The sequence below is a fragment of the Paraburkholderia eburnea genome (assembly GCF_002917095.1).
In the GTDB taxonomy this organism is placed as follows: domain Bacteria; phylum Pseudomonadota; class Gammaproteobacteria; order Burkholderiales; family Burkholderiaceae; genus Paraburkholderia; species Paraburkholderia eburnea.
Genome location: NZ_PQGA01000017.1, coordinates 1 through 13289 on the forward strand (window position 1 = coordinate 1; position 13289 = coordinate 13289).

A 13289-nucleotide genomic window follows, 5' to 3' on the forward strand; every position below is an offset into this window, starting at 1 on the left:
CACAGAACTTGACCTGAAGACCGTAAAAACCTGAGCATCATGTGTCAACCATGTCCTCGTACATGTGTCAACCATGTCTCCAGTCTGTACACCGCGGCAAAGAAAGTAGGTGCCGCCCCGCACAGGGGCAACACTGGCAGACCGACACGAAAACAAGGAAATGCCAACCCCAAAAGCACAACGACAAAAAACCACACCACAAACCACTTAAGTTTTTCCGTCAAAAACCATCGCCAACCCGCAATCACGCAATACCGAAAACACCAACTGGCGTCCCCATCATAACGCGATGCCGTTTTTATTCTATCGGCGAGGGCGGCTAATTTGTTCTACTGCTCCCATCGCCGCACAAGCGGCCCGCCCCCCAGCACAGGGAAAAACAGATGAACGTCAGCGTCTTCGACCTGTTCAAGATCGGCATCGGTCCGTCGAGTTCGCACACGGTCGGCCCGATGATCGCCGCTTGCCGCTTCGCATCGCATATCGAGGACGCCAATCTGCTCGGCTTCGTGCGCCGCGTGAAGGCGGAGTTGTACGGTTCGCTCGGCGCAACCGGCAAGGGCCACGGCACCGACAAGGCCGTGCTGCTCGGCCTCGAAGGCAATCTGCCGCATATCGTCGATCCGGACAGCATCGAGCCGCGCCTCGCCGCCATTCGCCGCGACCGCGAACTCGTGCTGCTCGGCAAGCATCCGATACGCTTCGACGAGCGCGAGTGCATCGGCTTCTATCGCAAGACCCTGGGCGGCACGAACACGCTGCATTCCAACGGCATGCGCTTTCAGGCTTTCGACGAGCAAGGTCAGTTGCTGGTGGAGAAGGAGTATTACTCGGTCGGCGGCGGCTTTGTCGTGAATCGCGAAGGCGATCGCGTGAATGGCGTGCGCGGCGCGCAAGAGGTACCCTGGCCGTTTCGCACCGGCGATGATCTGCTGCGCGTATGCCGCGAAAGTGGTCTCTCGATTGCCGAGGTGGTGTTCGCCAATGAATGCGCTTCGCGCTCGCCTCAAGCCGTGCGCGAAGGTCTGATGGCGATCTGGCAAACCATGGCCGCTTGCGTGGAACGCGGCTGCCGCATGCGTGGCGAACTGCCCGGTCCGATGCAGGTGCGCCGCCGTGCCGCCGATCTCTGCACGAATCTGCGCGCCCGCTCGGAAGAGTCGTTGCGCGATCCACTGTCGATGCTCGACTGGGTCAATCTCTACGCGATGGCCGTCAATGAGGAGAACGCCGCTGGCGGGCGCGTGGTCACGGCGCCCACCAACGGCGCAGCCGGCGTGATTCCCGCCGTGCTCCATTACTACGTCAAGTTTACGCCGGGTGCGAACGACAAGGGTATTGTCGACTTCCTGCTCACGGCGGCGGCCATCGGCATCATCTACAAGGAAACGGCCTCGATTTCAGGGGCCGAAGTGGGTTGCCAGGGCGAGGTGGGCGTGGCCTGCTCGATGGCCGCGGCGGCGCTCGCGGCTGTCATGGGCGGCACACCCTTGCAGGTGGAAAACGCCGCTGAAATCGGCATGGAACACAACCTGGGCATGACCTGCGATCCGGTGGGCGGCCTCGTGCAGATTCCCTGCATCGAGCGCAATGCGATGGGCGCAATCAAGGCGCTCAACGCATCGCGCATGGCGCTCAAAGGCAATGGCGAGCATTACGTCACGCTCGACAACGTGATCAAGACCATGCGCGAAACGGGTGCCGATATGAAAACCAAATACAAGGAGACGTCGCGGGGTGGTCTGGCCGTGAACGTCATCGAATGCTAATGGAACACGCGGGAAACGCACAACGAAGGAACCGTGAAATGAGCCGCTATTCGATATTCAGTCTGTTCCGCAACGGGTTGTCGTATCACGAGAACTGGGAGCGGCAATGGAAGAGTCCGGAGCCTAAAAAGGAATATGACGTCGTGATCGTCGGCGGCGGCGGGCATGGTTTGGCCACCGCGTATTACCTCGCGAAAGAACATGGCGTGAAGAACATCGCCATTCTGGAAAAAGGCTGGATCGGCGGCGGCAATACGGCGCGCAACACCACCATCGTGCGTTCGAACTATCTCTGGGACGAATCGGCTGCGCTCTATGAGAAGGCGATGAAGCTCTGGGAAGGGCTTTCCCAGGACTTGAACTACAACGTGATGTTCAGCCAGCGCGGCGTGCTGAATCTCGCGCACACGCTCCAGGACGTGCGCGATACCGAGCGCCGCGTGAATGCGAACCGTCTGAATGGCGTGGATGCCGAATTCCTCACGCCCGCGCAGATCAAGGAAATCGAGCCGACCATCAATCTCAACAGCCGCTATCCGGTGCTGGGCGCGTCGATCCAGCGCCGCGCGGGCGTGGCGCGTCACGATGCGGTGGCCTGGGGCTTCGCGCGCGGCGCGGACCGCCTGGGTGTGGACATCATTCAGAACTGCCAGGTGACGGGCATTCGCCGAGATGGGGCGCGCGTGACGGGCGTGGATACCGTTAAGGGATTCATCAAGGCGAAGAAAGTCGCGGTGGTGGCCGCAGGCAACACCTCGACGCTCGCCGATATGGCCGGTGTGCGCCTGCCGCTCGAAAGCCATCCGCTGCAGGCGCTGGTGTCCGAGCCGATCAAGCCCGTGGTCAACACCGTCATCATGTCGAATGCCGTGCACGCCTATATCAGCCAGTCCGACAAGGGCGATCTCGTGATCGGTGCGGGCGTCGATCAATACACGGGTTTCGGCCAGCGCGGCAGTTTCAACATTATCGAAGGCACTTTGCAGGCGATTGTCGAAATGTTCCCGGTGTTCTCGCGCGTGCGCATGAACCGGCAGTGGGGCGGCATTGTCGATGTGTCGCCCGACGCGTGCCCGATCATCAGCAAGACCGACGTGAAGGGCCTGTATTTCAACTGCGGCTGGGGCACGGGCGGTTTCAAGGCCACGCCGGGTTCGGGCTGGACGTTCGCGCACACCATCGCCAACGACGAGCCGCACCCGTTGAACGCACCCTTCTCGCTGGACCGGTTCTATACCGGTCATCTGATCGACGAGCACGGCGCCGCCGCCGTCGCGCATTGAATTCCACACGGATCTGGTAAGGAGAACACAACATGTTGCTGATCGAATGTCCGTGGTGCGGCCCGCGTGCCGAAGCGGAATTCTCCTGCGGCGGCGAGGCGGAAATCGCCCGGCCGCTGGAGACCGACAAGCTCACTGACAAGGAGTGGGGCGATTATCTGTTCATGCGCCATAACCCGCGCGGCGTTCACAAGGAGCAATGGCTGCATGCGCAGGGCTGTCGCCGCTGGTTCATGGTGACGCGCGACACCGTCAGCTATGAGATTCACGGCTACGAGAAATTTCGCACGGGCGGCGAAAGCACGACCGCACAGGACACGCAAGGGAGCAAGGCATGAGCCAGAAAAACCGTCTGGGCGGCGGCGGCCGCATCAACCGCGCGATTCCCTTGACCTTCACGTTCAACGGACGCACGTATCAAGGCTACCAGGGCGATACGCTGGCATCGGCGCTGCTCGCCAACGATGTGCATTTCGTCGCGCGCAGCTTCAAGTATCACCGTCCACGCGGCATCGTCACAGCGGACGTGGCGGAGCCGAATGCCGTCGTGCAACTGGAGCGAGGCGCCTATACAGTGCCGAACGCGCGCGCCACGGAAATCGAGCTGTATCAAGGCCTCGTTGCGACCAGCGTGAACGCCGAGCCGAGCCTCGAAAGCGACCGCATGGCCGTGAACCAGAAGTTCTCGCGTTTCATGCCTGCGGGCTTCTATTACAAGACCTTCATGTGGCCGCGTAAATTCTGGCCGAAGTATGAAGAAAAGATTCGCGAGGCGGCGGGCCTGGGCAAGGTGCCCGAAGCGCTCGACGCGGATCGCTACGACAAGACCTTCGCACATTGCGACGTGCTCGTGGTGGGCGGCGGGCCGGTTGGCCTGCTCGCTGCATTGACGGCAGGGCGCAGCGGCGCGCGCGTGATTCTGGTCGACGATCAGCGTGAACTGGGCGGCAGCCTGCTCGCGGGCAAGACCGAAATCGACGGGCGCCCCGCGATTCACTGGGTCGAAAAGGTCGAAGCGGAACTCGCCGCGTTGCCCGATGTGCAGATTCTGTCGCGCAGCATGGCCTTCGGCTATCAGGATCACAATCTCGTCACCGTCACGCAGCGTCTGACCGATCATCTGCCGGTTTCCACACGCCAGGGTTCGCGCGAATTGCTGTGGAAGATCCGCGCGAAGCGCGTGATTCTCGCGACGGGTGCGCACGAGCGGCCCATCGTGTTCGGCAATAACGATCTGCCGGGGATCATGCTGGCCTCGGCCGTGTCGACTTATATCCATCGCTATGGCGTGTTGCCGGGCCGCAACGCGGTTGTATTCACGAACAACGACGCGGGTTATCGCTGCGCGCTCGATCTCAAGGCTTGTGGCGCGTCGGTCACGATTGTCGACCCGCGTGGCCAGAGCACGAGCGAGTGGCAGGCCGCCGCGCGCCGCCAGGGCGTGAAGATCATGAATAACGCGGCGATCATGAGCGCACGCGGCAAGCTGCGTGTGAATTCGGTCGAGGTCGTGGCCTGGAACAAAGGCCAGACGGGCGCGAAGCAGGCCGATCTGCCCTGCGATCTGGTCGCGATGTCGGGCGGCTTCAATCCGGTGCTGCATCTGTTTGCACAGTCGGGCGGCAAGGCCGCGTGGAGCGATGCGAAGTCGTGCTTCATTCCGGGCAAGCGCGTGCAGCCAGAAGTGAGCGCGGGCGCGGCAGTAGGCGAATTCAGTCTCGCGCGCGGTCTTACGCAGGGCATCGACGCGGGCGTGGACGCCGCGCAATCGCTGGGCTTCAAGGTCACGCGCGGTGCTGTGCCAAAAGTGGCCGATCATGCCGAAGCGCCGCTGCAACCGCTCTGGCTCGTAGGTAGTCACGCTGCGGCGGCACGCGGGCCGAAGCAGTTCGTCGACTTCCAGAATGACGTTGCCGCCGCCGATATCCTGGTGGCCGCGCGTGAAGGTTTCGAGTCGATCGAGCACGTCAAGCGCTATACGGCGATGGGCTTCGGCACCGATCAGGGCAAGCTCGGCAATATCAACGGCATGGCGATTCTCGCCAATGCACTCGGCAAGTCGATTCCGGAAACGGGCACCACGACGTTCCGGCCAAACTACACGCCGGTCACGTTCGGCACCTTTGCGGGGCGCGAGCTGGGCGACATGCTCGACCCGATCCGCAAGACCTGCGTGCACGAATGGCACGTGGAGCATGGCGCGCTGTTCGAGGACGTCGGCAACTGGAAGCGTCCGTGGTACTTCCCGAAGAAGGGCGAAACCCTGCACGCGGCGGTCGTGCGAGAATGCCTGGCTGTCCGAAACAGTGTGGGCATACTCGACGCCTCGACGCTGGGCAAGATCGATATTCAGGGTCCCGATGCCGCGAAGCTGCTCAACTGGGTCTATACGAATCCGTGGAGCAAACTGGAAGTCGGCAAGTGCCGCTACGGCCTGATGCTCGACGAAAACGGCATGGTGTTCGACGACGGCGTGACCGTGCGCCTCGGACCCGAGCACTACATGATGACCACGACGACGGGCGGCGCGGCGCGCGTGCTCACATGGCTCGAACGCTGGTTGCAGACCGAATGGCCCGATATGAAGGTGCGTCTGGCGTCCGTGACGGACCATTGGGCGACGTTTGCGGTCGTCGGCCCGAAGAGCCGCAAGGTGCTGCAGAAGGTGTGCGCCGATATCGATTTCGCCAACGCCGCGTTCCCGTTCATGTCGTATCGCAACGGCACGGTGGCGGGTGCGAAGGCGCGTGTGATGCGCATCAGCTTTTCGGGCGAACTGGCCTATGAAGTGAACGTGCCGGCCAATGCGGGCCGCGCTGTGTGGGAAGCATTGATGGCCGCAGGCGCGGAATTCGACATCACGCCTTACGGCACGGAAACGATGCACGTTTTACGGGCGGAAAAGGGTTACATCATCGTTGGTCAGGATACCGACGGATCGGTCACGCCGTTCGATCTGGGCATGGGCGGGCTGGTTTCGCAGACGAAGGATTTTCTGGGCAAGCGTTCGCTGTCGCGCTCGGATACGGCGAAGGAAGGACGCAAGCAGTTCGTCGGCCTGCTCACCGAGGACACGCAATACGTGCTGCCCGAAGGCGGCCAGATCGTCGCCCCCGAAGCGCGCGAGGCAACAGACGGCACGACACCGATGATCGGCCACGTCACGTCGAGCTATTACAGCCCGATTCTCAAGCGCTCAATCGCGCTCGCGGTGGTGAAGGGTGGCCTCGGCAAAATGGGCGAAAAAGTCGTGGTGCCGATGGCCGATGGGCGGCGCGTGAGCGCCACGATCGCCAGCCCGATTTTCTATGACACGGAAGGGGTGCGTCAGCATGTGGAATGAAACGAGAGAACCGATGCCCCTCGCGGAACGCGTGGCGGCTGTGCGGCTGGAGTCGCCGTTCGTCGGCGCGGCGGATGTGATGGACGCGCACGCTACGCGTGCATCGAAGGCGTTTGCGATGCGCGAACTGCCGTTTCGCGATCTGGTCAACGTGCGTGGCGAACCGGGCGACACCGCGTTCACCAGCGCGTTCGCGCAGGCCGTGGGCTGCCGCCTGCCGGCGCAGCCGAACACACGCTCGCAGGGCACCGATTACGACGCGCTCTGGCTCGGCCCGGATGAATGGCTCGTGCGCTCGGCCGGCCCTGTCGAAGCCGGCGTGCTCGAAGCGAAGCTCACGGGCGTATTGAGCGGCAATACCGGTGCGTGGGCCACGGCTGTCGATGTCGGCAGCGGCTATACCGTGGTCGAATTGACCGGCACGCGCGTGCGCGAAGTGCTCGCGCGCGGCTGCCCGCTCGATCTTCATCCGCGTCTGTTCAAGGACGGGCAATGCGCGCAAAGCTTCTTTTTCAAGGCGTCGATCGTGCTGATTCCCTCGGGCGTCGATCGCTATGAAGTGGTCGTGCGTCGCAGCTTCGCGGATTACTTCTGCCGCATTCTGCTCGACGCTGCTGCGCCGCTTATGTCATGAATATCGTCGATGAGGGCATCGTGCAGGCGCTGGCTCCTCTTGCATCGCGTGCGTCGTCGATGGGCCGTGGCTGGAGCGTGTTCGTCGATGGGTTGAGCGTGCCGGTGCGCGTGGGCATTCATGCGTATGAGCATGAGGCGCCGCAGCCCGTCGTGATCGATGCGCAATTGGGCTACCGCTGCGAGCCGAACGAGACGGCCGAGTGGATCGACTACGACGGCTGGTGCACGCGCGTGGCCGACTGGCTCGCGCATCGGCCGCATACGAGGCTGCTCGAAACGCTGGTCGCCGATCTCGCGGCGTTCTCGTTTCGCGAGTGGCCTGCGTTGCAGACGCTCACGCTCGCCGTGCACAAGCCGAAGATTCGTCCCGGCACGCGGCGCGTGGGCGTGGCGCTCGACTGGACGCGCGCCGACTTTCTCGCATGGAGCAGCGTGAAGTAGTCCTGAATTGTCAGGATTGACAGGGAGAAATAGAAAGCAAAAAGCCCATCACAAAGGAGACAGCAACGATGAGCAATAATCGAGGCGTGGTGTATCTAGGAGCGGGCAAGGTCGAAGTGCAGAATATCGACTACCCGAAAATGGTCGATCCTTCGGGACGCTCGATCGGCCATGGTGTGATTCTCAAGGTGGTCAGTACGAATATCTGCGGCTCGGACCAGCACATGGTCCGTGGCCGCACGACAGCGCCCGTTGGTCTCGTGCTCGGCCACGAGATTACCGGCGAAGTGGTGGAAGTGGGTCGCGACGTGGAAACGCTCAAGATCGGCGATCTGGTGTCGGTGCCGTTCAACGTCGCGTGTGGACGTTGCGCGATGTGCCGCGAACAGCACACGGGCGTGTGCCTTAACGTGAATCCCTCGCGCGCGGGCGGCGCGTATGGCTACGTGGATATGGGCGGCTGGATCGGCGGACAGGCGGAATATGTGCTCGTGCCTTACGCCGATTTCAATCTGCTCAAATTCCCGGATCGCGATCAGGCGATGTCGAAGATTCGCGATCTCACGTGCCTATCGGATATTCTGCCGACGGGTTATCACGGCGCGCTCACGGCGGGAGTGAAACCTGGCTCGACGGTCTATATCGCGGGCGCGGGGCCGGTCGGAATGGCGGCGGCGGCTTCGGCGCGCTTGCTCGGCGCGGCCTGCACGATCGTCGGCGACATGAATGCCGAACGTCTCGCACATGCGAAGGCGATGGGCTTCGAAGTGGTCGATCTTTCGAAGGACGCAACGTTGGGCGAACAGATCGAGCAGATTCTCGGCAAGCCGGAGATCGATTGCGCCGTCGATTGCGTGGGTTTCGAGGCCCATGGACATGGTGCCTCGGGGCACGAGGAGGAGGCGCCCGCTACCGTGCTCAATTCGCTGATGGAGATTACGCGCCCTGCGGGGATGATCGGTATTCCGGGTCTTTATGTGACCGATGATCCGGGCGCAACCGACGTGGCGGCGAAGCACGGCAGCCTGAGCATCCGCTTTGGCCTGGGCTGGGCGAAATCGCACACGTTCCATACCGGTCAGACGCCCGTGCTCAAGTACAACCGCAACCTCATGCAGGCGATTCTGTTCGACCGTCTGCCGATCGCGAAGATCGTCAACGTGACGGTGATTTCGCTGGAAGAAGCCCCGGAGGGGTACAAGAAATTCGATGGCGGCGCGCCGCGTAAATTCGTCATCGACCCGCATCGGATGCTGGCGGCGTAAGGTTTTATTCGCGTGCATGAAAAAGGCAGCCCTTGGTTCGGGCTGCCTTTCGGTGTTGCTGCGCGTTTTTTACGCGTGCGCGGGTAGCGCAGGCAAATGCCGTAGCGGTGCGTCCACGCCCGCCATCGGCGCGACGCGCTTGCGGCGTTCGCCGGTGGGCGCGATGCCAAACGCGTCGCGATAACTCTTGCTGAAATGGCACGCCGACTGGAAGCCGCACGCCATGGTGATCTGCATGATCGACATATCGGTTTGCAGCAGCAGTTCGCGCGCGCGGCGCAGGCGCAACGTGAGGTAATAGTGCGTTGGCGTCATGCCGAGGTGTTCGTGAAAAAGCCTTTGCAACTGCCGTTGCGACATGTTTGCCAGACGCGCCAGCTCTTCGCGCGAGAGCGGCTCTTCGATATTGCTCTCCATCAGCGAGATAACTTCGAAGAGCGACTTGTTGGCCGAACCGAGCCGCGCCACCAGCGGCATGCGCTGCTGCGCGCTGGTATCGCGGATATGCTCGACCACGAATTGTTCTGCGATCTGCGTGACGCGCGCCGTGCCCACGCGCGGCGTGATGAGGTGCAGCATCATATCGAGCGGCGCCACGCCGCCCGTGCAGGTCACGCGATCGCGGTCGATCACGAACAGCTCTTTGAGAAAGCGCGTGGAAGGAAACTCCTCCTTGAGCGCCGACATATTCTCCCAATGGATCGCGCACGCGTAGCCCGCCAATAGCCCCGACTTCGCCAGCGCATAGGTGCCGGTGCAAAGACTGCCGAGCGCCACACCCATGCGCGCAAACCGGCGCAGCGCATTCAGATGCGCGGCGGACGTGACGTGTTGCACGTCGATGCCGCCGCACACGAACACGATATCGGGCTGCCCGGCGCATTCCGCCGGGCCCGTGTCGAAGCCGATGCCGCTGCTGGAAGTGACGGTGCCGCCTTCGGGGCTGATGACGGACCAGCGGTAGAGCGGCTGACCGCTCAGGTAATTAGCCATGCGAAGCACTTCGATCGCGTTGGTGAAGGCGATCATCGTGAAGTTCGGCAGCGGCATGAACGCGAAATGCGCTAGCGACGCGGTGCGCTCGGGTGACATGGGGAACCATTCCTTTTATTCGATGGCAACGCTCGGGGCGCGGCCAGGCTACGGCATTCTGGAGTCGCGCCCCATCGGTCTGCCATGCGGCAAAACCCTGATGAGCCTGGCTCCTTACAACGAGCTTCGAATCTGCCTGGGCTCTTTTCCCCTGAAGAAACAGTCGTGCTATTCGCGGCGCATCAGGCGTTCGTATCACTCGCTTGAACGGCGACTCGGCGTATCGGGGAATGGCCGTTTTGAGTGTACGAGAAATTTATTCGCATCAGAAAGAATTTACGGTCGTGCGGATGGGGCGGACGATTGCGGCGGATTCAACACGACTTGTAAAAAACGGACGCCGATGGCGGAAAAGGAAAAGAACGCGTCTGAATTCGGATATCGATCAAAAAGCCGAGCGACAAGAATAGAGCCGTCGGTCGCCGCTTCAGCGCCAAGGCCGCGCGGGCAGGCTCCTCACCCCTATCTCTCGTCATGGATGCCCTATGTCGAACTCGCAAGCCTTCTTTTCGCAACCGCTCGCCCAGCGTGATGCTGCGGTGCGCAATAGCCTCCTGAAAGAACTGGAGCGTCAGCAGTCGCAGGTGGAAATGATCGCCTCGGAAAACATCGTCTCGCGCGCCGTGCTGGAAGCGCAGGGTTCGGTGTTGACCAATAAGTATGCGGAAGGTTATCCCGGCAAGCGCTATTACGGCGGCTGCGAATTCGCCGACGAAATCGAAACGCTGGCCATCGACCGCCTCAAGCAGCTTTTTGGTGCAGGTTTTGCCAATGTGCAGCCCCATTCCGGCGCACAGGCCAACGGCGCGGTCATGCTGGCGCTCGCCAGGCCGGGCGATACGGTGCTGGGCATGTCGCTGGACGCTGGCGGTCACCTCACGCACGGCGCGAAGCCGGCGCTGTCTGGCAAATGGTTCAACGCGGTGCAGTACGGTGTGAATCGCGACACCATGCGCATCGATTACGACCAGGTCGCGGAACTCGCGCAACAGCACAAGCCGAGTCTTCTGATCGCTGGCTTTTCCGCGTATCCGCGCGAACTGGACTTCGCGCGCTTTCGCGCCATCGCCGATAGCGTGGGCGCAAAGCTGATGGTGGACATGGCGCATATTGCGGGCATCATCGCGGCGGGGCGCCACGCAAATCCGGTCGAGCACGCCCATGTGGTGACTTCGACCACGCACAAGACGTTGCGCGGCCCACGCGGTGGCGTGGTGCTGACCAACGACGAAGACATCGCGAAGAAGATCAACTCGGCCGTGTTTCCCGGCCTGCAGGGCGGCCCGCTCATGCACGTGATCGCGGGCAAGGCGGTGGCTTTCGGCGAAGCGCTCGACGCCGGTTTCACAACCTATATCGACAACGTGCTGGCCAATGCGCGCGCGTTGGGCGAAGTTCTCAAGGACGGCGGCGTCGATCTGGTCACGGGCGGCACCGACAACCATCTGCTATTGGTCGATCTGCGCCCGAAGGGTCTCAAGGGCACGCAGGTCGAACAGGCGCTTGAGCGCGCCGGTATTACCTGCAACAAGAACGGCATCCCCTTCGACACGGAAAAACCCACGGTCACGTCCGGCATTCGCCTGGGCACGCCCGCAGGCACGACGCGCGGCTTCGGCGTGGCGGAATTCCGCCAGATCGGCGCGCTGATCCTGGAGGTGTTCGACGCGCTGCGCGCGCATCCCGAGGGCGACGCCGGCACCGAGCAACGCGTGCGCCGCGAAATCTTCGCGCTGTGCGAACGCTTTCCCATCTACTGAGATCCCCACGGAGCACAAGCACGATGAGCACCCTGCACGACAACAGCATCATCATCGATGGCCTGAACATTTCGAAGTTCGAGCGCTCCGTGTTCGAGGACATGCGTAAGGGCGGCGTCACCGCCGTCAATTGCACGGTCTCGGTCTGGGAAGATTTCCAGAAGACGGTGGACAACATCGCCGAGATGAAGCAGCAGATCCGCGAATACAGCGAGATCCTCACGCTCGTGCGCACGACCGACGACATCGTGCGTGCGAAGAAGGAGAACAAGACCGGCATCATCTTCGGCTTCCAGAATTCGTATGCGTTCGAGGACAACCTTGGCTATATCGAGGTGTTCAAGGAACTCGGCGTGAACGTGGTGCAGCTTTGCTACAACACGCAGAACCTGGTGGGCACGGGTTGTTATGAGGCGGACGGCGGCCTGTCCGGTTACGGGCGCGAAGTCATTCAGGAAATGAACCGCGTGGGCATCATGGTCGATCTCTCGCATGTGGGCGGCAAGACGTCGTCCGATGCGATCGCCGCGTCGAAAAAGCCGGTGACGTATTCGCATTGCTGCCCGTCGGGTCTCAAGGAACATCCGCGTAACAAAAGCGACGAGCAACTGAAGGAAATCGCGGATGCCAACGGCTTCGTGGGCGTGACGATGTTCGCGCCGTTCCTCAAGCGCGGCCCGGACGCCACTGTCGAGGACTATCTGGAAGCGATCGAATACGTGGTCGATCTGATCGGCGAGGACCGCGTGGGGATCGGCACGGACTTCACGCAGGGTTATACGACCGAATTCTTCGACTGGATCACACACGACAAGGGCCGCTATCGCCGTCTCACGAACTTCGGCAAGGTGGTCAACCCGGAAGGCATCCGCACCATCGGCGAGTTTCCGAATCTCACCGCCGCGATGGAACGCGCGGGCTGGAGCGAAACGCGCATCAAGAAGGTGATGGGCGAGAACTGGCTGCGCGTGTTCGGCGAAGTCTGGAACGGCTGAAGCGCTTCACGTCGACACATTACGAATCCCACGATCAGGAAAATCACGATGCAACCGCAATTGCCCATCGACGTGAACCCGGAAACCGGCGTCTGGACCACCGACGCGCTGCCGATGCTCTACGTGCCGCGCCACTTCTTCACGAACAACCATACCGCCGTGGAGGAGGCGCTGGGCCGCGATGCCTACGCCGGGATTCTCTACAAGGCCGGCTATAAGTCCGCGTATCACTGGTGCGCGAAGGAAGCTGAAAAGCACGGTATCGAGGGCATGGCCGTGTTCGAGCATTATCTCAAGCGTCTTTCGCAGCGTGGCTGGGGGATCTTCACGATCGTGGAAGCCGATCCGGCGAGCGCGCGCGCACGCATCGAACTGCGCAACTCGTCGTTCGTGCTCGCGCAGCCGGACAAGCATGGCCAGGACGAAAAGCTTTGCTATATGTTCGCGGGCTGGTTTGCAGGCGCGATGGACTGGGTGAACGATACAAGCAGTGATACGACGCCCGACGGCAAGCGCGCGCCCCGCGCCCAGTCGCGCGAAGTGCGTTGTGCTTGCGGCGGACACGCGCATTGCGTGTTCGAGGTATCGCCGCTCACGAACTGAGGCCTATGCGCAGAACCTGAGAATAAAGAGTACGGCAATTCAATCAGTATGCCGAACAAAATAGTCAGACCGCAATACACCCTGAACGCCTGAGGTCGTCCG

General features: G+C 62.0%; 10 protein-coding genes and 1 pseudogene. 10 read left to right on the top strand and 1 reads right to left on the bottom strand.

What is annotated here, in order from left to right:
- Positions 1-383: 383 nt before the first annotated feature.
- The 7 genes from B0G62_RS23755 (at position 384) to fdhA (ending at position 8737) form a co-directional block, all read left to right on the top strand.
- Positions 384-1769 carry an L-serine ammonia-lyase gene (locus B0G62_RS23755; protein ID WP_103706663.1) on the top strand — a complete coding sequence of 462 codons (1386 nt, stop codon included), beginning with the start codon at positions 384-386 and terminating at the stop codon, positions 1767-1769.
- Between the two features lie 38 nt (positions 1770-1807).
- Complete coding sequence (locus B0G62_RS23760; protein ID WP_103706664.1) at positions 1808-3052, top strand: sarcosine oxidase subunit beta family protein; 1245 nt, start codon at positions 1808-1810, stop codon at positions 3050-3052.
- Between the two features lie 32 nt (positions 3053-3084).
- Positions 3085-3390 (top strand): sarcosine oxidase subunit delta, encoded by a 306-nt coding sequence (locus tag B0G62_RS23765; RefSeq protein ID WP_103706665.1) that lies wholly within the window; start codon positions 3085-3087, stop codon positions 3388-3390.
- Positions 3387-6395, top strand: a complete 3009-nt coding sequence (locus tag B0G62_RS23770; protein WP_103706666.1) for a sarcosine oxidase subunit alpha family protein — start codon at positions 3387-3389, stop codon at positions 6393-6395. Before B0G62_RS23765 ends, B0G62_RS23770 begins: the two co-directional genes overlap by 4 nt.
- A complete protein-coding gene (locus B0G62_RS23775; RefSeq protein ID WP_103706667.1) occupies positions 6385-7029 on the top strand; it encodes a sarcosine oxidase subunit gamma in 645 nt (214 codons plus the stop codon). Before B0G62_RS23770 ends, B0G62_RS23775 begins: the two co-directional genes overlap by 11 nt.
- A 59-nt stretch (positions 7030-7088) precedes the next feature.
- The gene (locus B0G62_RS23780; RefSeq protein ID WP_244193359.1) at positions 7089-7472 is read left to right on the top strand and encodes a dihydroneopterin aldolase; all 384 of its coding nucleotides are present in this window, start codon (positions 7089-7091) and stop codon (positions 7470-7472) included.
- 68 nt (positions 7473-7540) lie between these two features.
- Positions 7541-8737, top strand: coding sequence for a formaldehyde dehydrogenase, glutathione-independent (fdhA, locus tag B0G62_RS23785; protein ID WP_103706669.1), 1197 nt, complete (start codon positions 7541-7543; stop codon positions 8735-8737).
- A 69-nt stretch (positions 8738-8806) separates the two neighbouring features.
- Here fdhA and B0G62_RS23790 read toward each other — a convergent pair.
- Positions 8807-9844: pseudogene (locus B0G62_RS23790) on the bottom strand (GlxA family transcriptional regulator); the annotation flags it as partial.
- Positions 9845-10314: 470 nt separating this feature from the next.
- Between B0G62_RS23790 and B0G62_RS23795 the strand changes: the two are divergent.
- The 3 genes from B0G62_RS23795 to B0G62_RS23805 are packed head-to-tail and all read left to right on the top strand — an operon-like array spanning position 10315 to position 13187.
- Positions 10315-11589 carry a serine hydroxymethyltransferase gene (locus B0G62_RS23795; RefSeq protein ID WP_103706671.1) on the top strand — a complete coding sequence of 425 codons (1275 nt, stop codon included), beginning with the start codon at positions 10315-10317 and terminating at the stop codon, positions 11587-11589.
- A 23-nt stretch (positions 11590-11612) separates the two neighbouring features.
- On the top strand, positions 11613-12584 hold the full coding sequence (locus B0G62_RS23800; RefSeq protein ID WP_103706672.1) for a dipeptidase: 972 nt from the start codon (positions 11613-11615) through the stop codon (positions 12582-12584).
- A 48-nt stretch (positions 12585-12632) separates the two neighbouring features.
- Positions 12633-13187: a DUF5943 domain-containing protein gene (locus tag B0G62_RS23805; RefSeq protein WP_103706673.1), complete on the top strand. Its 555-nt coding sequence runs from the start codon at positions 12633-12635 to the stop codon at positions 13185-13187.
- Positions 13188-13289 lie beyond the last annotated feature (102 nt).